Origin of the sequence: Sulfitobacter sediminis (assembly GCF_040811725.1) — a bacterium.
GTDB classification, from domain to species: domain Bacteria; phylum Pseudomonadota; class Alphaproteobacteria; order Rhodobacterales; family Rhodobacteraceae; genus Sulfitobacter; species Sulfitobacter sediminis.
Genome location: NZ_JBFNXX010000027.1, coordinates 1 through 26,520, shown reverse-complemented (window position 1 = coordinate 26,520; position 26,520 = coordinate 1). Strand labels below are relative to the sequence as shown.

Here is a 26,520-nt window from a genome sequence, read left to right as displayed (position 1 = left end):
CGGTTAACCTTCCTTCGGCGTCGCAATGTCTGCCTTGAGTTCGTGGGGTTTGAGAGGGTCGAGGAACGGATTGCGGTAAAGCGTGTCATGGCTTTCGACACCGATCTCCAAAGTGATGTCGGAGGTCGCACGCGCCACGCAGAGGATGACATAGCCGTTCGCGATCTGCCGGTTGTTGAGCGCGACTTGCCGTCGTTGATCGACCGCACCAGCCGTCAGCTTTGCCGCGCAGGTGATGCAGCCGCCGTATTCGCACCCATAGGGCAGATCGACCCCCTGATCGCGCAACTGCTCGAGCAGCGGACGGCGGTCATTAACGTCATAGACGGCATTGTCGCGATTGCTGATCGTGACCTGATGGGTCGTCATAACCAGATATCGCTTGTGCAATCGCCACCCGGATACCGGCTTTCGTGGCAACGTGACGGACCATTGGGTTCATTCCCAAAGTCGACGATGAAGTCTTCGTTGATTTTCATGCCACCGTTTTCGGGATCGCAGTCGATCATCACCATCACACCGCCCTTTTCGCGGATCTCGGGGTAGAACTGGTTGTCCCAGGTCGAGAACAGCGAGGTCGTGACATAGAGCCTGCGCCCGTCCAGTGACAGCTGGAACATTTGCGGGCCGCCGGCGACTTCGACACCGTTCACAACGGGCGCTTTGCCCAGAAGACCCCCCATAAAGACCTGGCCCGTCAGTTTGGGATTATGGGGATCGGTGATGTCGTACTGGCGCATGTCGCCATGCAGCCAGTTGTTGAGATAGAGGTATTTGTCATCCATCGAAATCAGGATCGCCGACATCACACCCGGCAAGGGGATTGGCCATTCAGGATGCATCTCATTCTCGACATCAATGATCTTTTCCCATGTCCATTTGTCACCGTCTTTCCACCAGTGAATGACGTTGGTCGACAGCGCGGCGCCACAGAACCCATGGGTACTGTCGGGGTCATGGTGGAATTTGACCTCAAGCGGCAAAAGCCCGTCTTCGCCGAGGTAAAAGCTTTCGATCGGTTCGCGCGCCTCGAAATCCCAAATATGCAGCTCGCGTCCGTATTTCAGATGCCCGACCTCTTCAAGATCGAAGCCCGGCATGAAGGTGTTGGGTGCGGCCCATTCGGAACTGACCATCACGTTGTGGCGTGGCTGGTACCAGAAGTCATAGCCGAACTTGATATCACCCATCGAGTTTTCCCAGCGCCCAACGATGTTGAACTCTTTGTCCAGATGCAGGTATCCGCCCGGCGCTTCGCCTTTGGCGTTTCCAAGGAAGGAAATAATGATTTCAGAGCCCAGACAATGCACGGTGTGGGGGCCGGACAGATTGGCTTTGGCCTTGATCTCTGCGCCGTCGATTACCTTGTGCAGACGAGGCGCACGGGGATCGGTGGCCGTATCAACGATGTGAAGGTTATTGGACCGTACGCCGGGCAGGATCAGATACTTCCGCGACATCGAGCTGTCGTCGTGACAAGACGAACAGGCATTCCATCCCATGTGGTGAAGCTCGTCCCCGATGCCGGGCATTTCCAACCGATGGATCACTTGCGAATAGGTCGGGCTGTCGGGATCGACATCAACAGTCGCGAGGTAATCGGGTTTCTGGATACCCGTGCCGGTGTAGATCGCGATGGTGTAAAGCAGCTTTTCACGGGGGGCTCTGATGGCGTCTTGGGGGCTCGAATAGCCCGGTCCGCAGCATGCTCCATCCATCATATTCTCCCTCCCTTGATTCTGCTCTTCATATCGTATATCGAAAATGATATTATCACATAGTGAGAATAATGCATCTCGAACGGTTAGCGCTGATATTGGAAGTCGTTGGCCAAAAAGGACGTGCGACCGTAGCCGACATCTGCGGACAGACCGACCTCCCGAAACCGACGGCATACAGACTGGTTCAGGATCTTGTGTTTTCCGGGCTTCTTGAAGCACCCGCGCGAGGGCAATTTACCATAGGAACCAGATTGAAACGTATCGCTTCGAGCGATTACTCCGACCCTGCCCTTCTGGAGGTCATTGAGCCTGTGCTCTCCGGTGCAGCCAGCGAATTTGGCGCCGCATTTTTTCTGTCACGACTGCGCGGCCACTGGGTTGAGATCATTCATGTTGCGACGCCTCAGACGGGCGTTTCGTACCTTCATCCAGGTATGGGGAAACGGCCTATACACGCGTGCTCTTGCGCCAAGGCAATTGCCGCCCTTTCTCCGGCTCTGCTGTCTCATGACGAACTGAAGGGGCAGCTCAAACGATATACTGAACGCACAATCACCAATCGAAAAGACCTCGAAAAGGAACTCGCGGCCATTCGCGCCAAAGGGTACGCTGAGTGCGTGGAGGAGTTGGAGCGAGGCATAAGCTCTGTTGCAGTAACACTCGCCAAAACAGGCGTTGGTTCGACGCTGTCCATTGGTGCGACAGCTTCCGTTCGGGTGTTTACACCCGCGATGCGGATTAAGGTCGGCCAAGCTCTTGCAGAAATATCACACGGACTATCATCCGCACTAGGATGGGATGATGCAGACGCAAACAGGCAATCCGCCTAGCGTGGTGTAAGCTGATAAAATGCCGCAGGCCGGTGCCATCCGACGGCTTACGACCTTTTGATACCGCGGGGCGGTTTTGCAGGCAACCGAGGAGGCTCTTTATGGACGATGGAATGAGCGGAGGGTTCTTCGCGGTAAATGTCAAACCTGAGCACAGGCAGTCTTTTTTGAGCGCCAGTATCTTCGAAGCGCAAAGCATCGTCAGTGAGGAAGCTGAAGTTTTCCAGTTTCAGATCATGGTAGATATGGCAAACCCCAATAGGTTCTATTTCTACGAAGTGTTCCGGGATGAAGCAGCCGTTCAGGACCATTGGGAATCTGAGGCATTTAGGACCTGGTTGAACACGGTCCAAACGATGTTGGATGGTGACATCGAAATGATTGCTCGGATGCGCTCGCTTTTCCCGACGACAAAGGGTTTCGAGTCACAGAAACCAGGCCTGCTCCAATGGTGAAGTGGTCCAGACGTTTGATGAATTTGTCGCCTTGAAGAACTGATGAGATCTGACACCAGTCGGCTTCGGGCTCGAATCGGTCAACTGAGCGTTTTGCTCAGATGTCCGCAAAGCCAACTTCAGCAGTCATCCTTAGCAAGTCCGTGCTGCGGCGACGTCCGCTTTTGCGCTGCAACGACCGCTATTACCAAGTTCGGCCATTCTCTGCGGCCGGGTCCGATGTCTCACATGCGGACGAAGCCGCCTTTGAACATCTCGCCAATTTGCATCGATAAATCTAATATAAACTGCAAAGGCTTTGGATCGCAGTTTATGAGACCCGACACTCAGTACGCGCTCAGTGGTGATCTGAGCATCGCCTATCAGGTTTTCGGCGATGGGGAGCAGGATCTCGTCTTCGTTCCAGGCTGGATCTCCAACATCGATCTCTTCTGGGATGAGCCGATCGTCGCGCGTTTCCTCACAGAGCTCGCGACTTTTTGTCGAGTAATACTTTTCGACAAGCGTGGAACAGGTTTGTCGGACCGGAGTGATGGGGCTGCGACACTTGAGGAGCGCATGGAGGACGTAAGAGCTGTCATGGACGCGGTAGGCTCAGAGAGCGCAACTATCTTCGGGTATTCCGAAGGGGGGCCCATGAGCGTGTTATTCGCTGCCACATATCCTGAACGTACCCGATCTCTCATATTGGCGGGCAGCTATGCCAGCCGACGGGCACATGAGGATTATGAAGAGGGGCTCTCGGAAGCTGAAATCGCCATATTGGTCGAGAAGGTTCGTGAGGGATGGGGAACACCGCTCGACATCGAAGCGCGTATTCCCAGCCTTGCAGATCACCCCAGGTTCCGCAATTGGTGGGCCCGGTTTCTTAGAGGCGGCGCCTCTCCCTCGGCGGCCTTGGCTCTGCTGCGCATGAACCTTGAGATTGACGTGCGGCCAATTCTTGCTTCTGTGCAGGCACCGAGCCTCATCCTGCACTCTAGTCGCGATCAAGTCGTCAGTTGTTCAAGTGGGCACTATCTGGCTGAGAAAATTCCTAACGCTCAGATGATCGAAATTGATGCCGACGATCATGTTCCCTTCACAGAAACCTCAGAGCGCGTATTGGCCGAGGTCAGGCAGTTCGTAACAGGGCAGGAAAGAATTCAGATTGAGGAACGAGTTCTCGGAACCATAATGTTCACGGACATAGTTGGTTCGACCAGGATTGCGGATGAGATCGGCGACAGAGCATGGAACGACACTCTCGCAGCGCATCATGGCGAAGTAAGAAGCCAACTTGAGATATGCGGTGGCCGCGAGATCAAAACGACGGGCGATGGTTTCTTGGCGATGTTTGATGGCCCGGCGCGTGCGATCCGGTGTGGACACTCCATTCAATCCGCTATGGAAAGGATCGGCTTGAAGGTCCGGATTGGTCTGCACACAGGGGAGTGCACGATCTCCGGTGATGACTTATCCGGGATCGCAGTTCACATCGCAGCACGTATCGGTGGCATAGCAAATGCTGGCCAGGTTCTAGTTTCGCAAACTGTGCGCGATTTGGTGGCCGGGTCAGGCATATTCTTCGACACCCTTGGTGCGCATGAATTGCCAGGCGTGGCTGGGCATTGGTCGATCTGCTCAGCGAGATTGCAGTAACTCTAGAAGGTACGGACGAAGCGGCTTCATGGGTGATCTACGATTCGAGGGCCGCCTCTATCCAGCCAACGCGCTTCGGATGGGGAAAGCAGTTCGGCAAGCCGCTCTTGGTAGCGAGTTCTCAAGTGGGGTGCCATTTCTTTCTTCCCCCGGTCCTCGCCCGCGGCGAAGAACTCCTCGCTAGACGAAAAGTGTTTGACGTTCGCTAACGGCGCAAATTGATCGGCTTTGGAGCGCATCGAAGAAATCGAAGCGGCCTCAACGACCTCGTCCAGGAAATCTGGTGGCGCATTAACCCGGATGATTGCCGCGACATGCCCGACAACGCCCTTCAGGTCCCGCTTCATGTCGCTGTAGTGGACGAGCGTCATCCGGCGGTCATCTCGACGCATCGCTTCTATTGCCGCGCGAAGGTGCCTGACGAGCAACTCCAAAGAGACGTCGTCAACGTGCGTTGGGTCAAACGGCAAGTCCAGACCTCGCGCGATCACGGCATCTTCTTTTGCCAGGAATGGATCGTCATTGGGCGGGTTTGTCATGTTTGAGACATGCCTGCGCATAGAGCGCATCGCATCCAGCGGATTTCTCAAGACCGATATTACGTGCGTTCCATCTACCATAGGCAAGCCGTCCACAGGTGTATGTGTTTTGATTAGGCGACGCCCCTTCTGCGATCCGTAGGCAGTACGGATTTCGTCAAAAGGGGTTGGCGAATAATCAAGCCACGGGCTTAACTCGGCGGTTGATGCCGGTAAGTCAGTTGAGCCGTGCAACAACATCGAAACGACCGCGATCATCCAGGTCGTTCCGCACTTTGGTGGCGTCGAGACGATGACGTCGCCAGAACGGAGTTCGAACTGCGACCACCTTGAGGAATCGGTTCTTTTCCCGGAATAGAGCTCCATTTGACTACGCTAAGTCCAAACTAGTAGCCGCGGCAATGAAATTCCCCCGCTAATGACCTTATGACAAAGCTCCATCAACGCAGCCTGAGGGGACTTAGGTCATCTAGGCCGTCCGTTTCGGCTCCCTCCAGCCACTAGCTGCGCTCACCAATAAGGCCTGCTGAGCGGACAGCAGGCCACCTAGATGCGCCACAGGTGTACCACCAGTGTGCGTGAATTCGGAAGCTGTGCTATTGTGTAGGAAATATGGGAGGAGTGACTATGGCCGACTGGCGTATTGAAGGCGAGTACATGGAAACCTGCAACTGTGATTTCCTTTGCCCGTGTATTACATCGAACCTTACGGCAACACCCACCGAAGGTGATTGCAAGGCCGCGATTGCGATGAAGATCACGAAGGGAGAGAAGGACGGCATTTCGCTCGACGGGTTGTCCTTCATCGTATTGCTTCACGCACCAAGTGCGATGTCCGATGGCAACATCAAGGTGGGTCTCATTGTCGATGAGAAGGCTAGTGACGAACAAGCGGCCGCAATCGGCGATATCGCGACCGGAGCTGCGGGCGGTCCGATGGAAGCCTTAGGGCCCTTAGTCGGCGAAGTGGCTGGTGTCGAGAAACGACCGATCAGTTTCGTGTCCGACGGAGACAAGATATCCGTCAAAGCGGGTGAGTTGGTTGAGCAGGAAGTGGAAGCTGTCAACAGCGCGCTTCCAAATGGCGGCCCAATCAAGATTGACAATGTCCCCCACCCAGTGACAACGACTCTGGCACTCGCCCGGGCTACGAAGAGTAGGTTCAATGCCTTCGGAGTTGAGTGGGATGATGCCACAGGCTCCAGGAACGGGCATTTCGCCCCGTTCGCCTGGACGGCCTAACGGACTCAACTTCGATTGCGCGTACTGTGACCACAGCCAACGGAACTGTGCTGGAACGCAGCCTGAAGCGTGACAGACTCATCGTGATCGGTGGTCTTTCAGTCGTTGTGGCGCTTGCGGCCATTTACACTGTGCTCGGGGTCGGCATGTCAATGTCGGCGATTACGATGACGCAGATGGCCATCGAAATGCCAGGTATGATGATGGCGCCCGTCGATTGGACACCTGGTTATACGCTCATGATCTTCATTATGTGGTGGGTCATGATGATTGCCATGATGGTGCCAAGCGCGGCTCCGACGGTTCTGTTATACGCGGCACTCGCAAGAAAGAATAAGAACTCGGATAAACCCTACGCCGCAGTTTCAATTTTCCTTTCCGGCTACCTGCTCGTTTGGGGTTTATTCAGCCTCGCAGCAACTGCCGTGCAGTGGTCCCTTGTTTCAATCGGCCAAATGAGCGGCATGATGGAACTCACGCAAGCACCGCTTGCGGGAGCTCTGCTTTTGGCCGCAGGTCTTTACCAAGTGTCCCCTCTCAAGCAGGCGTGTCTGCGACACTGTCAGCATCCGGTGATGTTTTTCATGCACAACTGGAAATCCGGAGGGTTGGGGGCTCTACGTATGGGAATGCAGAATGGGTGGTTCTGTCTTGGGTGCTGCTGGGTTCTGATGGCACTGCTTTTCGTCGGTGGAGTGATGAACCTGCTTTGGATCGCGGCACTCGCAATTTTCGTCGGAATGGAAAAACTAGCCACCGGGCTGCCGCGGTTGCCGATGCTTTCGGCAGTCGCGCTGATCCTCGGGGGACTGACGCTTGCCTTCTCATGATGCTTTTGAGCTTTCCGCAAACGGACACCTGTCGGACAGTCTATTGGAGCATGATTTCCATCTTGGGCCCATTCTACGCATTAGCTGGACTAATCATTGGTCCGTTGAGCGGACCAAAGCGTCAATCTTCTCTGTCCCAATGGCAACGAAAACCTCGTGATCGATCGACGGCAGTCTTAGGCACTTTCGCAGATTAGGGCGCGTTCGCACTGGAGTCTGTCGTTTATTGCCTGTTGGGAAGTGCCCTTTAGATAAATCCGCGCTTGATCGTCAGAAGCATCAACTTCATGCTGTTAAGAAGAAGTGCAAATGGAACACCTCGAAACAAAAATGAGTGGCCGCCGCCTCGCTGCGATCCTTATGGCCGACGCAGTCGGATTCTCCTCTCACGCCACCGCAGATGAGCGGGGCGCGCTGGCGGCCCTTTCGGGTTGTATGGAAGCGCTAGAGCGGACCACTGGCCTACATGCAGGGCGCGTTGTTAAGACGATGGGCGATGGGTTGCTGGCGGAATTTGGCTCGGTAGTTTCTGCGGTTTCCGCCGCCGCCGCAATGCAGGCCGCGTTGGCAGAGCGAAACCGAGACGCAACCGAAGGTGGACGCCTGCAGTTCCGTATCGGTGTCCATGTCGGCGACGTGATGGTGGCGGGCGAGGACATTCTGGGCGAGGGCGTCAACACAGCCGCTCGGTTAGAGGCGGCTGCTGAGCCAGGTGGTGTACTGATATCTGCTCGAGCCTACGAAGATGTCGAAGGCAAGATGGATCTTCCCTTCGCGGACAGGGGCGAAGTGTTGCTTAAAGGGCTACGAAAGCCTCTTCGCGTCTATGCTCTTGAGACAGAGGCTGCTGTTTCTGCAGTGCCAGCACCAACCCTTCCGGACAAGCCCTCGGTCGCCGTATTACCATTCGACAATATGTCTTCTGACCCCGAACAGGAGTTTTTTGCTGACGGGCTGACTGAAGACATCATTACTGGCTTGGCCTCGATGCCTTGGCTATTCGTCATCGCGCGCAATTCGACATTTGTCTACAAAGGCACAGCGGTTGACGTACGCAAAGTGGGGCGTGACCTCGGTGTCGTTTATGTTCTAGAGGGCTCTGTTCGTCGCGCCGGAAATCGCTTGCGCGTGACTGGACAGCTCATTGATGCAGCCAGTGGAAAACACCTATGGGCCGAGCGCATTGATGGTGCGCTGGAAGATGTCTTTGATCTCCAGGACAAAGTTACGGAAAGCGTGATCCGCGCTATTGCCCCTGAGATCCAGACTGCAGAGATTGAACGTGCCCGCGCCAAACGGCCTGACAGCCTGACGGCCTATGACCATCTGCTTCACGGCCTAGCCGCGTTACATCGGGCAAAAAATGCCGAAGCTATTGCGAATTTGGAGCGTGCTATCGATGCGTCGCCGAACTATGGAAAGGCACTGGCGGTTCGGTCATGGTGCAGCACACTGCAATTCGCCTGGCAGGGCGAGACAGATTATCAGAGGGTCCGCGCCGAAGGCTTGGCATTTGCGCGCAGCGCGCTTGAAGCCGGACCGACCGATCCCGAGGTCTGGGCATACGCGGGGTATACGCTCTCTTTCTTCTGCGAGGACGTGGATGGCGGCATAGCCTTGGTTCGCGATGCGGCTGAAAGTTGCCCCAGCTTTTACTGGGCTCAGTCGTCGTTGAACATGCTGAATGGTTTGCATGGACGCGATCCGGAGCAGACCTTGGAGCGGATTGAGCTCACCATGCGCCTCAGCCCGAAAGACCCTCTCAGGCACCGCGACCTTATCGCCCGCGCGCATTGCCTTCGCCAGCTTGGTCGCGACGAGGAACAGCTCGAAGCTGCAACAGAAGCGTTTCGGGTGAATCCGAACATCACCGTGGCAAGGGCGAACAAAATCGTGGCACTTCATAGTCTCGGGAGGCTTGATGAGGCGAAAGAAGAGGCGCGGCGGATGTTGGAATGGAATCCTACCTTTTCAGTGGAAAAGTTTCTGCTGCACTCGGAGCACTTCGAAGCGACCTACGGCCGTGGAACACAAGTTTGGTCTGCACTAGAAGATGCGTTTGCAGATTTGGACCCCTAACTTTGGATGGCTCTGATCGAATAATTCTGTTTTTTTTGAGCAACCGCATTGGGCTCGACACCGTCATCTGAGCAAGATGCTTGGATGACTACTTGAAGGCGGATAGCTGTAGCTCCGCGCTGATATTGACCGAAGCAAAGTCTACATTGACGACTCGATGACTGGTTTTGAAACAAGCGGGCGTTCGCCGGAAGGCGGCCTATGATCGAGTCACGGATACGGCGGAGCAGCCTGAAAATTTAGTCAAGCAACCCCATCAATAACTACTAAGTTTGTAGAGGCCGTTTGATGACGAATTTCAGCCAGTTCCAAGTACTCTGGATCATTGCGCCAAGCCTTGGCTTTTTCTACTGAAGGGAAACGCATGATTACTGTCCTTGGCATGGCCCACGACCCTTCCAGAATTTCGGTCTCGGCGCGCGAAGTTGCTAGTAACTCTCCGCCATGCTTTTCGAAAATGGGCATGAAACCACCGAGATAGGCTTGGTAGGCCTCGGGGTCATGTATGTCGAGCTGACCGACTACATAGGCTGGCATGATCTTCTCCCTTTTGAAGCAGTTTCCTCCACCACCCTAACGGCTATCAAAAATGGCGCAAATACAGCGGTTGGCAGGTCAGCTAGAGCTCTACGCCGTCATGTGAGTTTTATTGTCGGATGAGCGTAAAGCCTCGGGCTCGCTCCAGCCATCAGTCGTGCTCAGCAACAAGGTCCGCTGGGAGGGAAGAAATTGCCGTTCAATCACAGTCCAGGCCGATAAAGTCCGGAGGCCATGAGCGCACGCTCGTAAAGACGCGAAAGAAATGCTCCTGTTAGGTTGAGAAAGGTAATCGGAATAAGGACGACGAGGCCATGGCCCTGTGAAAAACCAGGATTGCGAGACTTGAAGAACTGTACGTCGGGTGGATCAAGCCGTTCATTGAGATGTTTTTCTTGCGGGCTTTCGATAGTAACCCATCCCACATCGCGCACGAATGGGTCCTCTGGAAGAACCGCTGGATCAGGGAAGCTTTCTATGAGCTGACGCGCGATTTCTTGAATATCGGCAGGCGTCTCAGTATCCGGGTGCGGATAAACTCGTCGAAAATACTTGCAGAACAGGTGATAGCTCGACGGGTGAACGAGAGTACCGAGATAGTAGACGCGGGTGAATGGTTGGCTGAGTTTTTCAATTAACGCGCGTAAGATACCGAAGCCGTAGGTTGCGCCGCGACCACGATACTCAGGCAACAAGCCAGCTTCAGCCCGTATTACAATGGCGTTGCGCCCATGAACTTGGCGCCGATAACGGTGAACCGCACAATAACCAACTACATTTTGGTCTGCTGCGCAGTAAAGTTGGATAGACGTTGCTTCTGAAGGGGGTTCTATTACGTGGCGATGGAACTCTTCGGCGGAAACACCCGCAAAAATCTTTTGATGTACAGAATAGAGTTGGTTCGACAACACGTGCCGTTCATAGTCCGACAGTTTTGTCGGCTCGACGACCCGGCCTTGGGCAATCATTGATATTTTCCGCACAGTGCGATCCGTTTCCATTGTGGTCGACTGTAATGTGAGGGTATGGAGTCGTCTGCATTGGGCTCAACGCTGTCATCTGAGTATTTTTGTCGGATGACCGCACAGGAGCGGATAGCTGAGATTGCTCGGTAGATTTCATTTCAACCGTTTGCCCCGACCAGCGTATGGGGCCCCTGAGCAAAACTCAGGCAAGAACTGAGCGTCGATGGTTATCGTCTGTGTCGCCGAGACAAGGATTTGCTTGGGGTGAATCACCTCAACCACCAGCCTGAAACCAAAGGAACGTCCTGTGGTGTACACATGTGGTAAAAACATGTGGTAACGGGTGGTGTTAAATTATTGAAAAATATTAATTTAATAGTGATGGCGGAGGCTCAGGGATTCGAACCCTGGGGACGCTTTCACGCCCGCCGGTTTTCAAGACCGGTGCATTCGACCACTCTGCCAAACCTCCGCAGTCCGACCGTCCTAATCCGGCAGGCTCGATTCGGCAAACGCGGAAATGGTCATCCGAATGGCTTCCGGCTTTATGTGGAATGTCGCCGACCGACCCCTTGCACCTTTTCAGCCCGGACATGGCGCGCTAGAGTGCCGCCAAGATCCTCCCCAGAGGACCCATTGGTGTGCCGAAAGACCGGCAGAAAGAGGCCCGGAAAGGCCCGCAGGCAAGGACGAAACCATGACGAGCAGTTCCATGGAGATCAGGGACGTAATGCGCAGCATGCCGCTGCGGCTGGCCCTCTTGGGTGGCTGCATGCTTGCCCTTGGGGCATGCGACGAAACCGGACAGTTCAGCCTGCCCTTCGGCCAGAACGCGCCCGCCGCGACCTCGGAAAGCACAGCCACAGGCGGCAAGACCGTTGAGCGAGACGTAGAGGCGCCCGAGGTCTTCTCGGCCACCGACCAGGGTCTCTGGGACGGACGCCCGTCGCTCGGCGGTGTCTGGGTCGCGCATCCGGACGTCAAAGAGCCCGAGCGCGTGATCATCCGCAACGAGGCGAACGGCAAGTTCGTGATCGGTGCGCTCTTCCGCAAGGAACGCGACCTGCCCGGCCCCAGGCTGCAAATCTCGTCCGACGCGGCGGCGGCCCTCGACATTCTCGCCGGTGCCCCCGCGCCCCTCAACGTGACCGCCCTGCGTCGCGAGGAAGTCGCCGAGACCGAACCTGTCGAGGCTGCGCCCACAGAGACCGTCGAGGCCCCCGCCGAGGTGACCGAGAGCACTCTCGACCCCATCGCCGCAGCCGGTGCCGCAATCGAGGCCGCCCCGGAGACATCGGTCGAAGCCATCCAGGCCGCAGCGCCGCCGCCGGCCCCCGCGCCGAAACCCGCCGCGCCCAAGCCTGCGTCCTCGCTCGCCAAGCCCTTCGTTCAGGTGGGCATCTTCAGCGTCGAGGCCAACGCCAACCGCACCGCCAAGCAGATGCGCAGCGCGGGCATCCTCCCCACGATCAAGAAGTCCGAGATCAACGGCAAACCCTTCTGGCGCGTCGTCGTGGGCCCCGCGAAAACCAAGTCCGAGATGAACAGCCTGCTCAAGGCCATCAAGGCCGAAGGCTTCTCCGATGCCTATGCCGTCACCAACTGAACCCTGACAGGAGCACGACGCCCCCATGATCCGCCTCCTTGCTGCCAGCCTGGCGCTGATCCTCTCCACCCTCGCCGCCGCCGCCTTCGAGACCAAGGCAACTGCTGCTTATGTCCTCGACCAGACCACCGGTACGGTGCTTCTGGCCAAGAATGCGGACGAGCCGCTGCCGCCTGCCTCCATGTCCAAGCTGATGACGCTTTACATGGCCTTCGAGGCGATCTCGACCGGACGGCTGGAGCTCGATCAGGAACTGCCCGTCTCGGCGGAGGCCGCCAGCTATGGCGGCTCGACCATGTTCCTGCAGGAAGGCGAACGGGTCTCGGTCGAGGACCTGCTGCGCGGCATCATCGTGCTCTCCGGCAACGACGCCTGCGTGGTGCTGGCCGAGGCGCTCTCGGGGACCGAAGCGCGCTTTTCCCGCGACATGACCATGCGCGCCCAGCAGATGGGCATGACCAACTCCACCTTCATGAATTCCAACGGCTGGCCCAAGCCCGGCCACCGGATGTCGATGCGGGACCTTGGCCTCTTGGCCAACCGGTTGATCACCGATTTTCCGCAATTCTACCCGATGTTCGCCGAGACAGAGTTTCTCTTTGACGAAAACGAAAGCGCCAATCGCTTCAATCGCAACCCGCTGCTGACCCTCGACATCGGTGCCGATGGCCTCAAGACCGGTCACACCCAAGAGGCAGGCTTTGGCCTTGTCGGGAGTGCCAAGCAGGGCAACCGCCGGGTGATCTTTGTGATCTCCGGCCTCGACAGCGCCGCCGACCGCGCGCGCGAGTCCGAGTCGATCGTGAACTGGGCCTTTCGCCAGTTCAGCGAACAGACGCTCGGCACCGCAGGCACCCAACTGGCCGAGGCACCCGTGTCGATGGGCATGCAACGCAGCGTGGGGCTCGAACTGGCCGAAGACCTGAATGTGCTCGTCCCGATCTCTGCCAACCGTGGCATCGAGGGCGAAATCGTCTTCTCCGGCCCCTTCCGCGCCCCGGTCACGAAGGGCGACCAGCTTGCTGAACTCATTCTCACACGCGATGACCTGCCTGAGGTTCGCGTGCCGCTCGTGGCCGCCGAAACGGTGGAACCGGGTGGCTTTATGGTCAAGCTGACCGCCGCCGCCATGCACCTGCTGGCGCGTCTCAACGCGGGACCGCAGAACGCCTCGTGACGGCCAAGGGCTTCTTCATCAGCTTTGAAGGCATCGACGGCTCGGGCAAGTCCACGCAAGCCCGTCTGCTGGCCGAACACCTGCGCGCCAAGGGCCGCGAGGTCGTGCTGACCCGAGAACCCGGCGGCTCGCCCGGGGCCGAGGAAATCCGCGCGCTGGTGCTGCAGGGCGATCCCGACCGCTGGTCGGCCAGGACCGAAATTCTGCTCTTCACCGCCGCGCGCCGCGATCACCTGGAACGCACGATCCAGCCCGCCCTCGATGCGGGCAAGGTCGTGATCTGCGACCGCTTTGCGGATTCCACCCGCATGTACCAAGGCCTGTCGCGCGGCGACCTGCGCGGTATCGTGGACGATCTCCACCGCCTGATGATCGGCATCGAACCGGACCTCACCATCCTCATCGACATGGACCCCGGCGAAGGTCTCTCCCGCGCGCTGTCCCGCAACGGCGTGGAGGAACGCTTCGAGGACTTCGGCGAAGAGCTCCAGCAGGCCATGCGCAAAGGCTTTCTCGACCTCGCCGCCGAATTCCCCGCGCGTTTCGTCACCATCGACGGCGCCCGCGCGGTCGAGGCTGTCGCCGCCGACGTCGCCCGCATCGTGGACGACCGGATCGCGGGCTGACGCGCCTTCCCTCCGCGCGCAAACGTGATAGACCCGCCCCATGAGCGACGAACTCCAGCAACCCGACCGGATCGAAGGGGCCCTGCACCCGCGCGACACCCCGCGCCTGATCGGTCAGGAAGAGGCCGAGGCCGCCTTTCTCGACGCCTTCAACGCGGGCAAACTTCACCATGGCTGGCTGCTCACCGGCCCGCGTGGCGTGGGCAAGGCAACGCTCGCCTGGCGCATCGCGCGCTTCCTGCTGGCCACCCCCGATGACGACGGCGGCATGTTCGCCGCGCCGCCGCCCACTTCCCTCGACATCGACCCCGAACATCCCGTCGCGCGCCGCATTGCCTCGGGCGGTGAAGGCGGGCTCAAGTCGATCACCCGCACGCAGAACCCCGAAACCAAACGTATGCGCAAGCAAATCGTCGTGGACGATATCCGGTCGCTGAACAACTTCTTCCAGATGTCAGCCGCGGACGGCGGCAGGCGCGTGGTGATCATCGACGACGCGGACGAGATGAACCCCAACGCCGCCAACGCACTTCTGAAAATGCTCGAGGAACCGCCCGCCCGCGCAACCCTCCTGCTGCTCAGCCACCGGCCCTCGGGCCTTTTGCCCACCATCCGCTCCCGCTGCCGCACCCTGCGCCTTGCCACCCTCTCCCCCGACCAGATGGCCGAGGCGCTCGCCGCCTCGGGTGTCGAGACCGACGGCGACCCTGCCGCCCTCGCCGATCTCTCTGGCGGCTCGGTCGGCGGCGCGCTGCGCCTGTCGCTCATGGGGGGCCTGAAGATCTACGCGGAACTCGTCGGCCTGATGTCGACCCTGCCCCGCATGGACCGCGCCCGCGCCATCAAACTGGCCGAGGCCGCCGCCCAGCGCGGGGCCGAGGAAAAGCTGCGCCTGCTTTTCACCCTGATCGACCTCATGCTCAGCCGCCTCGCCCGCACGGGTGCCACCGGCCAGCCGCCACAGGTCGAAGCCGCGCCGGGCGAGGCTGACCTGCTCATTCGCCTATCCCCCTCTCCCGTACAGGGCCGCAAATGGGCCGATCTCGCGCAAGAGATTTCCGCCCGCGCCCAGCACGGTCTGGCGGTCAACCTTGACCCTGCCGCACTGGTCCTAGATACCCTGCAAAAGATGGGCGACTACGCCCCACGGTAACGCTCGACGGACAGGCATGACAGACCAACCCCAGATCACCGACAGCCATTGCCACCTCGATTTCCCGGACTTCGAAGGCAAGCTGCCCGAGGTGATCGCCCGCGCCGAACGCGCCGGGGTGACGCGCATGGTCACGATATGCACCCGCCTGCGAAATCTTGAACAGGTTCGCGCCATCGCCGAGGCCCATGCACCCGTTTTCTTCGCCGCAGGCACGCACCCCATGTCAGCCGCCGAGGAACCGCTGGTCTCTGTCGACGATCTTCTCGCCCTCACCCGCCACCCCAAGATGGTCGGCATTGGCGAAACCGGGCTCGACTACCATTACACCGCCGACAGCAAGGACATTCAGCAAACGTCGCTGCGCATCCACATCGCTGCCGCCCGCCAGTCCGGCCTGCCGCTCATCATCCACGCCCGCGACGCCGATGAAGACATGGCCCGCATCCTCACCGAAGAGTTCAACAACGGCGCCTATACCTGTGTGATGCATTGCTTTTCGTCCGGCGAGGGGCTGGCCCACGCTGCCCTCGACCTCGGCTTCTACCTCAGCATGTCCGGCATCACCGCCTTCCCCAAGAGCGAAGAGCTGCGCGACATCTTCGCCGCCGCCCCCCTCGACCGCATCCTTGTCGAAACCGACGCACCCTACCTCGCCCCGCCCCCGCACCGGGGCAAGCGGAACGAGCCCGCCTATACCGCCCATACCGCGCGCCGCGCGGCGGAAACCTTTGGAATCGACTACGCCGATTTCGCCGCCCAGACGCAAAAGAACTTCGACCGGCTTTTCACCAAGGCCGCGCAATTCCGGGCCGCCGCCTGATGGCCAACCTCAGGATCACCATCCTCGGCTGCGGCTCTTCCGGTGGTGTGCCCCGCCTCGGCGGTCACTGGGGCAGTTGCGACTCGAATGAGCCCCGCAACCGCCGCCAGCGCTGCTCGATCCTTGTCGAACGCGTCACCGGCGAAGGCACGACGAGCGTCCTCATCGACACCTCGCCCGACATGCGCAACCAGCTTCTTGAGGCGGGCGTCGGCCGCCTCGACGCGGTGCTCTACACCCATTCCCACGCCGACCACGTCCACGGTCTCGACGATCTGCGCATGATCGTCATCAACATGCGCGAACGCCTGCCCGTCTGGGCCGATGCGCCGACCAAGGCCGCCCTTCTCGAACGCTTCGGCTATGCCTTCATCCGTCCCGAAGGCTCCATGTATCCCCCGATCCTGAACCTGCATGACATCGAGGGAGACGTCACCATCGATGGCCCCGGCGGTGCCTTGACCTTCACGCCCTTCCTCGTCCGCCACGGCGGCATGGACGCGCTTGGCTTTCGCTTCAACGACATCGCCTATCTGCCTGATGTGGCGACCATTCCCGACGACGCCTGGCCGCATCTCGAAAACCTCACCTGCTGGATCGTCGACGCGCTCCGCCGCGATCCGCACCCGACGCACAGCCACCTCGACCAGACCCTCGGCTGGATCAAAGACATGGCCCCGAAACGCGCCGTCCTCACCAACATGCACAACGACCTCGACTATCGCACTTTGGCCGCCGAGACGCCTGACCACATCGACCCCGCCTATGACGGCATGGTGCTGACCTTCCCCCTTTCCTGACCGCCGCCGCGCGGGCCTACCCAAGGCAAGCCTTTGCAAACCCTTCTCGACGTCATCCTGCCGGTCTTCATCGTCATCGGGTTCGGCTATGTCGCCGTGTGGCGCGAATACTTTCCGATTTCCGGCATCGACGGCGTCATGCGCTTTACCCAGGGCTTCGCGATCCCCTGCCTGCTTTTTCAGGCCATCGCCAAGATCGACCTTGCCACCTCCTTCGACTTCCGCCTGCTCTTCTCCTTCTACACCGGGGCTGCCATCTGCTTTGCCCTCGGTATCATCGGCGCGCGCGTCTTCTTCAAACGCGACTGGGAGGACTGTGTCGCCATCGGCTTTTGCAGCCTGTTCTCCAACTCCGTCCTTCTGGGCCTGCCCATTGCTGAGCGCGCCTACGGCCCCGACGCCCTGACCGGCAACTACGCGATCATCGCCTTCCACTCGCCCTTCTGCTACGGCCTCGGCATCACGGTGATGGAGATCGTGCGCAACCGTGGCCAGTCCGGCATGGCACTCGTCCGTTCGGTCAGCGGTGCCATGTTCCGCAACGCGCTCGTCATCGGAATTCTGCTCGGTTTTGCGGTGAACCTCTCCGGCCTGCCCGTCCCCGGCGTCGTCGATGACGCCCTGTCGCTGATCGTTCGCGCGGCCCTGCCCGCCGCGCTGTTCGCGCTCGGCGGCGTGCTGATCCAGTACAAGCCCGAGGGTGACATGAAGACCATTGCCATGGTCTGCGCCATCTCCCTTCTGATCCACCCGGCAATCACTTGGGGCTTCGGCAGCGCCCTGTCGCTGGACCCCGAGTTCTTCCGCGCCGCCGTCCTGACGGCGGCCATGGCACCGGGCTTCAACGCCTATATCTTCGCCGACCTCTACGGCCGCGCCCGCCGCGTCGCAGCCTCCGCCGTGCTCATCGCCACGGGCAGCTCCATCGTCACCGTCTGGTTCTGGCTCTCGGTGCTGGGCTAGCCCCGAAACCGCGCCCCTGCCGCAATCGTCCGCGGCCGCGCATTCACCGCAGCGACAGAAGTTCCCGCTGTCTGCTTGTAGCTCTCGGCATGGGCGGCCAGGTCCTCCTGCGACATGACCTCGTGGATATGGGCAAAGTTCTTCCCGCCCGACACCCGCTCAACGATATCGAGGATCGAATCCGGCCCCGTGCTCCGGTTCGCCAACGTCACCGCCGCCGTCACCGGCCGCATGTCCGCCTCGTAAGCCTCCAGCGCATCCTGCGTCAGACCATGCTCCAGAAACGCCGCCCCCAGCCGCCGCGCATCGAGGATCGCCGACCCGGCCCCGTTCGACCCTGTCGGATAGGCCGGATGCGCCGCATCCCCCATCAGCGTCACGCGCCCTTCGGTCCAGCGGTCGATGGGATCGCGGTCCACCATCGGGTATTCCAGCACCTCCTCGGCCCCTTCGATGAGCCCCGGAATGTCGATCCAGTCGAGGTTGAAATGCCGGTACTGCGGCAGGAAGTCGTCAAGGTTCGCCTTGCGGTTCCAGTCCTCCTTTTTGAACCCCTCGCCCGGATCGGTCTTGAGGTTGGCGATCCAGTTGATCGTCGCCAGCCCCGTCTCCGGATCAGGCTTCGAAATGGGGTAAGAGATGAAGCGCAACCCGCTGTAGCCGATCATCACCATCGACCCGCCCGTCTTGAAAGGTTTCGCCTGCGTGGTCCCCCGCCACAGGATATTGCCGCCCCAGGCCGGAGGCCCTTCTTCAGGTTGCATCTGCGCGCGGATCGCCGAATGAATGCCATCGGCGGCAATGACCAGATCGCCCACCTCGTCCCGCGTCTCGCCCGCCTCGTTGACCAGATGCAGAACCGCCGCGCCGTTACGGTTTGCAAACCCCGTCGCCCGCCATCCGGTCTCGACGATATCCGCGCCCGCACGGGCCTTCAGCGCCTCCCACAGCATGATCAGCAGCTCGCCCCGATGCACCGAGAACTGCGGCCACTTGTACCCGGCCCATGTTCCCCGTGGTTCGGTCCAGATTTCCACCCCGTGGCGCGAGTAGAACCCGACCTCCTGCGTCCGCACCCCGATCGCCTCGAGCGCCCCGGCAAGCCCCATGTCCTCAAGCTCGCGCACCGCCACGGGCTGCAGGTTGATCCCCACCCCCAGCGGCCTGATCTGCTTCACGGCCTCGAAGACCCTGAACGGCACCCCGATTTCGTGGCACGTCAGCGCCATTGCCATTCCGGCGATCCCTCCGCCCGCGATCAAAACCGTCATCTTATCTCACTCCCATTCCCGCGATCATGCAGACCGCGCATCGCAGGTCCTGTCAACCGGGCCTCAACCAGGACGGCACGGTGCTCAAAAAGCAAGCAATCTTAGGGCGAGCTTAACCCTGCGGAGGATTGCACGCTTGACTGGCAATCGCCCTGCCTGCAAAGTCTCCCCCACTCGTAACAAGGAGGGGCAAATGTCTCAGGCAGCTATTTATCGGGATACACCGAAATTCCCGTTTCCGATCTACAAAGGCGTCACGCGGCTGAGCTCTGGCGCGCAGACCGCGGAACTGACCGCCGGTCTCAAAGAGATGCTGGGCCACAAGGACCAGGTCGCCGTGCGTGTCGTAGCCGACTGAATGATCTCTGCGACCCGCCGGGGCAAGCTCCGGCGGGCCACTCTCCGCGTCCGGGCTCGCCAGCCCCGCAGCGGCCCCGTCGTTCGCGCACAAGTGCAAACCTCTCGGCCGCGACTTTCAGGAAATTCCGGTATCAAGATGTAAGCGGCAGGCCTGTACGCCGGGACCTTGTCAGCTCGGGAACTTCGTGCTGCGGGTAAAGGGACGCAAATATAACCTTCGACGCTCTCATCGTTCTTTCAGAACGACTGCCGCCCAGCGCCTCGCCGCGAAGGGGTATGTCCAGTTTCCGCGATAAGAAGCTGTGGTGCGGGTGAAGGGACTCGAACCCCCACGCCAAAGGCGCCAGAACCTAAATCTGGTGCGTCTACCAATTCCGCCACACCCGCACGCGGCCACGCACGCGTGGCAACGCGCGCTGATTAGCAAACTGGCGGGGCCTTTGCGAGACCTAAAAACGGCAAGACATTAACACGATGATGACATATCTTTTCGATAAGCAGAGCAGGTAGAAAACAGGAAAGACCCGCCCATGGAGCCGAAAACGGCCGGGCGCGTGGACGGCGCAGACCGTCGTGCGGGCCAGTTCGCATCTTACTACATGACCGACACCGGGCTCCTGAAGGGCGCGGCCCTGCTGACGCTCGATGGCGAGATACCGGTCGAATTCCTTTCGGTCGGGGACAAGATCATCACCCGCGATACCGGTGTCTCGAAGGTTCAACACATCCAGATCGCGACCCGCAAGGTCCATACCGTCGCCGTTGATCCCGGCGGGCTGGGGCGCGGCAAACCGGTCGAGGATGTCCGGCTGGCCGCCGACCAGATGGTGCTGATCCGGGACTGGCGCGCCCGGGCACTCTTCAATTCCGAACGCGCCCTCGTGGCCGCGCGCACGCTGGTGGACGGCGAATTCATCACCGATCTCGGGATGCGCCAGACGACGCTCTACCAGATCTTCTGCGACGGCCCCCATATCCTCTATTGCGACGGGCTCGAGTTGGCCACCGCGGATGGCAGCCGCGCCCGTGGGGCCGTGCTGCGCGCGGCCTAGCCGCTCAATTCCGCAAAAAGCCCCGGCAGCTGCTCGGGCAAGTCCTCGGCGATCAGCCCCGGCCCGAACCGCCGCGCCGCCTCGACATGCAGCCAGGCGGCGATTTCCGTCATGGCATAAGCCTCCGAACTCGTATGCGGTGCACCCAGCCCCGCGATGAGCCCTGCCAGCACATCCCCTGCCCCTGCCGTCGCCAGCCACGGAACCTCGCGGCCATAGGCCGCTGCATGGACAGAGGCACCGCCACCGGGCGCCGCAATCACCGTATCCGGCCCTTTCACCAAGACGATACACCCCGCCCGATCCGCCGCAGCCCGCACAGCGTGGATCTTTGACATTCCTGCCCGCGCGGGCCCGCTCAGGTCAGGAAAAAGCCGCCCGAACTCGCCCTCGTGCGGCGTCAGCACCGTGCGCCCGTGAGTATGGGCAAAGAGCGTTTGCGGATCGCCTTCGAAACTCGTCAGTGCATCCGCATCCAGCACGACAATAGGGTCCCGGTGCGCCGCCCCCTCGGCCCGCCGACCCAGCACCTCGATCACCCGTTTGCGCGTCCACTCTGAAACCCCCATCCCCGGCCCGACCACGAAGCCGCTCACCCGCTCGTCGATCACTTCCGCCAAGGCCTGATCCTTGGCCAATGCCCGCAGCATCACCGCATCCAGATGGCAGGCGTTCTCGATCACAGCCGCAGGCGGGCAAAGCACCGTGACCAGGCCCGCGCCCGCCCGCAGTGCCGCGCGCGCCGCCATGCGCGCCGCCCCGCCACGCCCGACGCCGCCCGCGAAGACAATCACATGGCCATGGTCGAACTTGTGCCCCATGCCCCGGCTTTTCGCGATATGCGACATTGGCCACATACGGGGTCGCAGAGGAGTGCCCGCGAATGTCGGGGCTACCAGCCGCACCCGCTCGGAATCTGGGTGCATCCCCACCATCGCGCGCTCCGGTACGAAAGGGCCGACGCCGATGTCCACAATGGCCAGCTTGCGGCAAAGCCCCGGACCCAGTCCAAGGTAATGCCCCAGCTTCGGCGTGTGAAACGTCACCGTCAGCTCCGCCACATTCAGGGTCCGGGGCCAGGGGTCCGCCTCCGGGTCATCCGGCTCCATGTCCGAAGGCACCACGCCCCGGTCGAGATCAAGGCCCGAAGGACAATCCACCGCCACCCGCCTGATCTCATGCGCGCGCTTCCACGCCTTCATTCCCTTCACATCCAGCGCCCGCGCAACATGCTCCGGCAAGGGTCGGGTCAGCCCGATACCAAACACCGCATCTACAAAGACATCCGGACGTTCCCCTGCGAAAACGTCGTCTGCCGTCATCGGCAGAACCCCATGATCGGCGGCCCAGCGGTCATGGTTCACCTTCGCATCCGGCGGCAGTTTCGCCGGATCCCCGAAGAGATGCACCCGCACCGCCCATTCCCGCTCTGCCAGCAACCGCGCAATGACAAACCCGTCGCCACCGTTGTTGCCCGGCCCGCAGAGCACCACCGCCCGCCGCTTGCCCTTCTGCAGTTCCGGCCATTCCGCCAGAATCGCATCGACAACGCCCTGCCCCGCCCGCTCCATCAGCTCAAGACCGGTCACTTCGCCGCTGTCCATCGCGGCCTTCTCGATGTCGCGCATTTGCTGCGCGCTCAGCAGTTCCGTCATCCCGCCGCCCCTCGATTCACTTCTGCCTACTTATCAATCGCTGCGCACGATTTTTGAGCGCACAGCGATGAATTCTTCACCTCTGCCCCTTCAGACTAACGCCCTTTGTGGATTCCCCACAGCCGAAATGAAATGACGCCCAAAGCCACGCAGATGCACAAAGGGGCACACCATGAAAAAGATCGAGGCGATCATCAAACCCTTCAAGCTGGACGAAGTGAAGGAAGCCCTTCAGGACGTCGGCGTTCAGGGGCTTTCGGTGATTGAGGTCAAGGGCTTCGGCCGCCAGAAAGGCCACACCGAACTCTACCGCGGCGCGGAATACGTCGTGGACTTCCTGCCCAAGGTCAAGGTCGAGGTCGTGCTTGACGACGACATGGTCGATGCCGCCATCGAGGCCATCATTGACGCCGCCAAGACCGAAAAGATCGGCGACGGCAAGATTTTCGTGACCCCCGTTGAACAAACCATCCGCATCCGCACCGGCGAAACCGGCTCGGACGCGCTTTAATCCACTCAACACCATCTCAAGGAAAAAAGGACTCTCCCTGATGAGCACCAAGGATTTTCTGAAAACCATCAAGGACGAAGACATCGAATATGTCGACATCCGCTTTACCGATCCGCGCGGCAAGCTGCAGCACGTGACCGTCTGCTCCGATCAGGTGGACGAAGACTTCCTTGAGGAAGGGTTCATGTTCGACGGCTCCTCTATCGCGGGCTGGAAGTCGATCGAAGCCTCCGACATGAAACTGATGCCCGACACCGAAAGCGCCTACGTCGATCCGTTCTACGCTGAAAAGACCATCTGCGTGCACTGCTCCGTGGTCGAGCCCGACACCGGCGAAGCCTATGAGCGTGACCCGCGTTCCACCGCCGAAAAGGCCGAGGCCTACCTGAAGTCCTCCGGCATCGGCGACACCTGCTACTTTGGCCCCGAGGCGGAATTCTTCCTCTTCGACAACGTCAAGTACTCCAACACCATGAACAAGGTCAGCTACGAAGTCGACGCCTCCGACGCGGCCTGGAACACCGACACCGACTACGAGATGGGCAACATGGGCCACCGTCCCGGCGTCAAGGGCGGCTACTTCCCGGTGAACCCCACGGACGAGGCACAGGACCTGCGCTCCGAGATGCTCTCGACCATGAAGCGCATCGGCATGAAGGTCGACAAGCACCACCACGAGGTGGCCTCCTGCCAGCACGAGCTTGGCCTGATCTTCGACACGCTGACCAAGCAGGCGGACGAGCTTCAAAAGTACAAGTACGTCATCCACAACGTCGCCCACGCCTACGGCAAGTCGGCGACCTTCATGCCCAAGCCGATCTATGGCGACAACGGCACCGGCATGCACTGCAACATGTCGATCTGGAAAGACGGCAAGCCGCTCTTTGCCGGTGACAAGTACGCGGACCTGTCACAGGAAGCGCTCTACTACATCGGCGGCATCCTGAAGCACGCCAAGGCGCTCAACGCCTTCACCAACCCCTCCACAAACTCCTACAAGCGCCTGATCCCCGGCTTCGAAGCCCCCGTGCTGCGCGCCTACTCCGCCCGCAACCGCTCGGGCTGCGTGCGTATCCCGTGGACCGAAAGCCCCAAGGCCAAGCGCGTCGAGGCCCGCTTCCCCGATCCCTCCGCCAACCCCTACCTGTGCTTTGCAGCTCTGATGATGGCCGGTCTTGACGGGATCAAGAACAAGATCGACCCGGGCGAGGCGATGGACAAGAACCTCTACGACCTGCCCGCAGAAGAGCTGGCCGGCATCCCGACCGTCTGCGGCTCGCTCCGCGAGGCGCTTGAGGAACTGCAGGCCGACATGGACTTCCTGCTGGAAGGCGACGTGTTCACCCGCGACCAGATCGAGGGCTACATCGAACTGAAGATGGAAGAGCTCGAAAAGTACGAGCACACGCCGCATCCGGTTGAATTCCAGATGTATTACAGCTGCTAAAGCTGTAAAAATGACCCTAGGTAAAGGGCGCTCCGACCGGAGCGCCCTTTACAATTTCTAGCCACAATTGATGTCTCGCGGGCATTTTCCCGTCGCGAACATACCCAACGAATGCCTATGGCGCGCCCAATTCTTGCCCAAAATCCTAAGCAAAAGGTAAGCAGGGAATGGAGGAAGATCGCATGGCAATCTCAAGCACGACATTCGAACAGCGCATCGCGCGGATCAACAAGGTTGAAGCCGCGGAAAGCGAAGTCCACCAGACACGCAGCAAGCAACGCCGCTCGCTCGCGGCCCGCTGCCTGACCTTCCCCTTTATCGTCGGCGTCAGCATCCTGTCGGGCGGCGCCGCCTATGCCTGGGCCGCGACACAGGACGAAATCCCCGTGGCCCTGATGGACCTGCAGTGGGTGCTGTCGCTCGCGGGTTAAGCCCCGCACCTCGCTTCTGATACGTCCACCGCACTCTTCCCCGTTGAACACCGCCCAAACCTCGGTAATCTGATTTCACTTCAGTTCTTTCCGGGGTTTTTTCATGTCCATTTTTCGTACGATTCTTATAGCCGCCATCGCCGGTCTTGGCCTTTCCGGGCCCGGCAGCGCGGCGCAATGCATCACCAGCAAATCCAACTTCGGCGCCTACAAGCAGCACCTCGCCAAACAGGCGGCATCCGCGGGCGTGGGCCAGCGTGGCCTGCAGGCGCTCAGCTCAGCCGAGCTTTCGAGTATTACCTGGCGGTTCGAATCCAATCCCGCCAGCCAGACCGGCGTCTCCCAGGGCGATCCTGCACGCTTCCTTGCCAAGCGCTCGGGCAGTTCGGCCGAGAATTTCATCGCCCAGACCCGCAACAAGATCGCCCGCAACCCCAATACCTTCGCCTCCATCGAACGCGCCTACGGTGTGCCGGGCAGCATCCTCGCCACCATCTGGGGGCTCGAGACCAGCTGGGGCGGTTACCTCGGCAAGACCCCCATCGTCAGCGGTGCGGTGACCCTGTCCTCCTACTGCCGCCGCCACCCCAAGTTCGAGGAACACGCCATCGCCGCGCTCAGCATGGCAGACCGCGGCATCATCTCGACGGCAACCCAGGGCGGCCCATCGGGCGAGCTGGGACACATGCAGTTCCTCGCAGGAAACTGGCTGCGCTACGGCGTGGACGCCAACGGCGACGGCCGGGCCGACCCCTATAACGCGGTCGATGCGCTCGCGACAGCCGCCAACATGCTGCGCCAGAACGGCTGGAAGGCGGGCCAGCCTTTCGGGCAGGGCACCCAGAACTTCCACGTCCTCTCGGTCTGGAACGACAGCGGCAACTACCAGCGCGCGATCGCCTATGCCGCCGAACGGGTGGGCGGCTGAGCGGGTTTGGGGACAGGGAGGCGCGCGAGCCCGCTTTTCAATGGTCGAGGACGGCGACGCGCGCATCGCCATGTCTGTTGATTTGATTGGACGTGGGTGCGTTCCGTCGTCCGCTTCGCAGAGATGTTGTTGAAAAACTCTGCTTGAGCGAAGCGTGATCGGCTGATTCACTTGCCCTGAGGCAAGGGAGATCTGGCGATGATGGGACCGAAGCAGGTTGCTCAGAGGGCTTTGTTCTACGAGTTCAACATTGAGGATCACGTTCCTGCTGATCACCTGTTGCGGTCGATCGACCGGTTTGTCGAGCTTGGTGACATGCGTGAGCATCTCGCGCCGTTCTACAGTTCGACGGGCCGACCCTCGGTGGATCCCGAGTTGATGATCCGTATGCTGATCGTCGGCTACGCCTTTGGCATCCGGTCTGAGCGGCGGCTCTGTGAAGAGGTGCATCTGAACCTTGCGTATCGCTGGTTCTGTCGTCTCGATCTGACGGACGCAGTGCCCGATCATTCCACCTTTTCTAAGAACCGACACGGACGTTTCCGGGACAGCAACCTCTTCCGGCATCTGTTCGAGCAGGTACTGGCGCGCTGCATTGCCGAGGGACTGGTCGGCGGCGAGAGCTTTGGAGCAGATGCTTCGCTCATCAAGGCTGATGCCAGCCGCTATACGAAGGTGGACTTCTCGGGCTGGTCTGCAGCAGATGCGGCAAACCGGGCGACGCAGGAATACCTCGACACGCTCGATGATGCGGCCTTCGGCGCGGCGACACCGGTAAAGCCGAAGGCGATCTCGCCCGCCGACCCGGCCGCGCGATTGACTGGCGCCAACGGAGACAGGCCCTTCTTTGCGTACAGCACCAACTACCTCGTCGATCT

27 protein-coding genes and 2 tRNA genes are annotated in these 26,520 nt (G+C 60.2%); 20 read left to right on the top strand and 9 right to left on the bottom strand.

Annotated elements, in window-relative coordinates; translation table 11 throughout:
* Nucleotides 1–3: 3 nt before the first annotated feature.
* A complete protein-coding gene (locus AB2B41_RS20540; RefSeq protein ID WP_367879701.1) occupies nt 4–369 on the bottom strand; it encodes a 2Fe-2S iron-sulfur cluster-binding protein in 366 nt (121 codons plus the stop codon).
* Entirely contained in the window at nt 366–1,721 is a 1,356-nt protein-coding gene (locus AB2B41_RS20535) for a selenium-binding family protein (protein WP_367879700.1), read from the bottom strand. The genes AB2B41_RS20540 and AB2B41_RS20535 overlap by 4 nt, the downstream gene beginning before the upstream one ends.
* Before the next feature lie 68 nt (nt 1,722–1,789).
* Between AB2B41_RS20535 and AB2B41_RS20530 the strand changes: the two genes are divergently transcribed.
* From AB2B41_RS20530 to AB2B41_RS20520, 3 genes are all read left to right on the top strand, one after another.
* Nucleotides 1,790–2,551 carry an IclR family transcriptional regulator gene (locus AB2B41_RS20530; RefSeq protein ID WP_367879699.1) on the top strand — a complete coding sequence of 254 codons (762 nt, stop codon included), beginning with the start codon at nt 1,790–1,792 and terminating at the stop codon, nt 2,549–2,551.
* Between the two features lie 101 nt (nt 2,552–2,652).
* On the top strand, nt 2,653–3,006 hold the full coding sequence (locus AB2B41_RS20525; protein WP_367879698.1) for a putative quinol monooxygenase: 354 nt from the start codon (nt 2,653–2,655) through the stop codon (nt 3,004–3,006).
* A 312-nt stretch (nt 3,007–3,318) separates the two neighbouring features.
* Nucleotides 3,319–4,647 carry an adenylate/guanylate cyclase domain-containing protein gene (locus tag AB2B41_RS20520; protein ID WP_367879697.1) on the top strand — a complete coding sequence of 443 codons (1,329 nt, stop codon included), beginning with the start codon at nt 3,319–3,321 and terminating at the stop codon, nt 4,645–4,647.
* A gap of 26 nt (nt 4,648–4,673) precedes the next feature.
* On the opposite strand, the gene AB2B41_RS20515 is transcribed toward AB2B41_RS20520, so the two are convergent.
* Nucleotides 4,674–5,552 (bottom strand): sulfotransferase domain-containing protein, encoded by an 879-nt coding sequence (locus tag AB2B41_RS20515; protein WP_367879696.1) that lies wholly within the window; start codon nt 5,550–5,552, stop codon nt 4,674–4,676.
* Between the two features lie 261 nt (nt 5,553–5,813).
* Between AB2B41_RS20515 and AB2B41_RS20510 the strand changes: the two genes are divergently transcribed.
* The 3 genes from AB2B41_RS20510 (at nt 5,814) to AB2B41_RS20500 (ending at nt 9,337) form a co-directional block, all read left to right on the top strand.
* Nucleotides 5,814–6,428 carry a DUF1326 domain-containing protein gene (locus tag AB2B41_RS20510; RefSeq protein ID WP_367879695.1) on the top strand — a complete coding sequence of 205 codons (615 nt, stop codon included), beginning with the start codon at nt 5,814–5,816 and terminating at the stop codon, nt 6,426–6,428.
* 26 nt (nt 6,429–6,454) lie between these two features.
* Complete coding sequence (locus AB2B41_RS20505) at nt 6,455–7,258, top strand: DUF2182 domain-containing protein (protein WP_367879694.1); 804 nt, start codon at nt 6,455–6,457, stop codon at nt 7,256–7,258.
* A gap of 309 nt (nt 7,259–7,567) precedes the next feature.
* Nucleotides 7,568–9,337: an adenylate/guanylate cyclase domain-containing protein gene (locus AB2B41_RS20500; RefSeq protein ID WP_367879693.1), complete on the top strand. Its 1,770-nt coding sequence runs from the start codon at nt 7,568–7,570 to the stop codon at nt 9,335–9,337.
* A gap of 243 nt (nt 9,338–9,580) precedes the next feature.
* Here the strand turns inward: AB2B41_RS20500 and AB2B41_RS20495 are convergent, their stop codons facing one another.
* The 3 genes from AB2B41_RS20495 to AB2B41_RS20485 all read right to left on the bottom strand — a co-directional run bounded on the left by AB2B41_RS20495 (nt 9,581) and on the right by AB2B41_RS20485 (nt 11,311).
* A complete protein-coding gene (locus AB2B41_RS20495) occupies nt 9,581–9,874 on the bottom strand; it encodes a DUF1330 domain-containing protein (protein ID WP_367879692.1) in 294 nt (97 codons plus the stop codon).
* Between the two features lie 203 nt (nt 9,875–10,077).
* Nucleotides 10,078–10,875: a hypothetical protein gene (locus tag AB2B41_RS20490; protein ID WP_367879691.1), complete on the bottom strand. Its 798-nt coding sequence runs from the start codon at nt 10,873–10,875 to the stop codon at nt 10,078–10,080.
* A gap of 346 nt (nt 10,876–11,221) precedes the next feature.
* A tRNA-Ser gene (locus AB2B41_RS20485) sits at nt 11,222–11,311 on the bottom strand.
* Nucleotides 11,312–11,536: 225 nt separating this feature from the next.
* Between AB2B41_RS20485 and AB2B41_RS20480 the strand changes: the two genes are divergently transcribed.
* The 7 genes from AB2B41_RS20480 to AB2B41_RS20450 are packed head-to-tail and all read left to right on the top strand — an operon-like array spanning nt 11,537 to nt 17,987.
* The gene (locus AB2B41_RS20480; protein WP_367879690.1) at nt 11,537–12,445 is read left to right on the top strand and encodes an SPOR domain-containing protein; all 909 of its coding nucleotides are present in this window, start codon (nt 11,537–11,539) and stop codon (nt 12,443–12,445) included.
* Nucleotides 12,446–12,470: 25 nt separating this feature from the next.
* Entirely contained in the window at nt 12,471–13,622 is a 1,152-nt protein-coding gene (locus AB2B41_RS20475) for a D-alanyl-D-alanine carboxypeptidase family protein (protein WP_367879689.1), read from the top strand.
* Entirely contained in the window at nt 13,619–14,248 is a 630-nt protein-coding gene (gene tmk / locus AB2B41_RS20470) for a dTMP kinase (protein ID WP_367879688.1), read from the top strand. The genes AB2B41_RS20475 and tmk overlap by 4 nt, the downstream gene beginning before the upstream one ends.
* A 40-nt stretch (nt 14,249–14,288) precedes the next feature.
* Nucleotides 14,289–15,401, top strand: coding sequence for a DNA polymerase III subunit delta' (locus tag AB2B41_RS20465; protein WP_367879687.1), 1,113 nt, complete (start codon nt 14,289–14,291; stop codon nt 15,399–15,401).
* Nucleotides 15,402–15,417: 16 nt separating this feature from the next.
* Nucleotides 15,418–16,224, top strand: coding sequence for a TatD family hydrolase (locus tag AB2B41_RS20460; RefSeq protein WP_367879686.1), 807 nt, complete (start codon nt 15,418–15,420; stop codon nt 16,222–16,224).
* Nucleotides 16,224–17,024, top strand: coding sequence for an MBL fold metallo-hydrolase (locus AB2B41_RS20455; RefSeq protein WP_367879685.1), 801 nt, complete (start codon nt 16,224–16,226; stop codon nt 17,022–17,024). The genes AB2B41_RS20460 and AB2B41_RS20455 overlap by 1 nt, the downstream gene beginning before the upstream one ends.
* 33 nt (nt 17,025–17,057) lie before the next feature.
* Nucleotides 17,058–17,987: an AEC family transporter gene (locus AB2B41_RS20450; RefSeq protein ID WP_367879684.1), complete on the top strand. Its 930-nt coding sequence runs from the start codon at nt 17,058–17,060 to the stop codon at nt 17,985–17,987.
* Here AB2B41_RS20450 and AB2B41_RS20445 read toward each other — a convergent pair.
* Entirely contained in the window at nt 17,984–19,258 is a 1,275-nt protein-coding gene (locus AB2B41_RS20445) for a flavin-dependent oxidoreductase (protein ID WP_367879683.1), read from the bottom strand. The genes AB2B41_RS20450 and AB2B41_RS20445 overlap by 4 nt on opposite strands.
* A gap of 193 nt (nt 19,259–19,451) precedes the next feature.
* Between AB2B41_RS20445 and AB2B41_RS20440 the strand changes: the two genes are divergently transcribed.
* A complete protein-coding gene (locus AB2B41_RS20440; RefSeq protein ID WP_367879682.1) occupies nt 19,452–19,616 on the top strand; it encodes a hypothetical protein in 165 nt (54 codons plus the stop codon).
* 305 nt (nt 19,617–19,921) lie between these two features.
* On the opposite strand, the gene AB2B41_RS20435 is transcribed toward AB2B41_RS20440, so the two are convergent.
* Nucleotides 19,922–20,005, bottom strand: a tRNA-Leu gene (locus AB2B41_RS20435).
* A 143-nt stretch (nt 20,006–20,148) separates the two neighbouring features.
* Between AB2B41_RS20435 and AB2B41_RS20430 the strand changes: the two genes are divergently transcribed.
* Complete coding sequence (locus AB2B41_RS20430) at nt 20,149–20,670, top strand: Hint domain-containing protein (RefSeq protein ID WP_367879681.1); 522 nt, start codon at nt 20,149–20,151, stop codon at nt 20,668–20,670.
* Here AB2B41_RS20430 and AB2B41_RS20425 read toward each other — a convergent pair.
* Complete coding sequence (locus AB2B41_RS20425) at nt 20,667–22,325, bottom strand: NAD(P)H-hydrate dehydratase (RefSeq protein WP_367879680.1); 1,659 nt, start codon at nt 22,323–22,325, stop codon at nt 20,667–20,669. The genes AB2B41_RS20430 and AB2B41_RS20425 overlap by 4 nt on opposite strands.
* A 172-nt stretch (nt 22,326–22,497) precedes the next feature.
* On the opposite strand from AB2B41_RS20425, the gene AB2B41_RS20420 reads away from it, so the two are divergent.
* From AB2B41_RS20420 to AB2B41_RS20400, 5 genes are all read left to right on the top strand, one after another.
* On the top strand, nt 22,498–22,836 hold the full coding sequence (locus AB2B41_RS20420; protein WP_367879679.1) for a P-II family nitrogen regulator: 339 nt from the start codon (nt 22,498–22,500) through the stop codon (nt 22,834–22,836).
* A gap of 40 nt (nt 22,837–22,876) precedes the next feature.
* The gene (glnA, locus tag AB2B41_RS20415) at nt 22,877–24,283 is read left to right on the top strand and encodes a type I glutamate--ammonia ligase (protein ID WP_367879678.1); all 1,407 of its coding nucleotides are present in this window, start codon (nt 22,877–22,879) and stop codon (nt 24,281–24,283) included.
* Between the two features lie 182 nt (nt 24,284–24,465).
* The gene (locus tag AB2B41_RS20410) at nt 24,466–24,714 is read left to right on the top strand and encodes a hypothetical protein (protein ID WP_367879677.1); all 249 of its coding nucleotides are present in this window, start codon (nt 24,466–24,468) and stop codon (nt 24,712–24,714) included.
* Nucleotides 24,715–24,817: 103 nt separating this feature from the next.
* The gene (locus tag AB2B41_RS20405; protein ID WP_367879676.1) at nt 24,818–25,642 is read left to right on the top strand and encodes a lytic murein transglycosylase; all 825 of its coding nucleotides are present in this window, start codon (nt 24,818–24,820) and stop codon (nt 25,640–25,642) included.
* 198 nt (nt 25,643–25,840) lie between these two features.
* The coding region (locus AB2B41_RS20400; protein ID WP_367879675.1) for a transposase at nt 25,841–26,520 on the top strand (680 nt) is incomplete at its 3' end.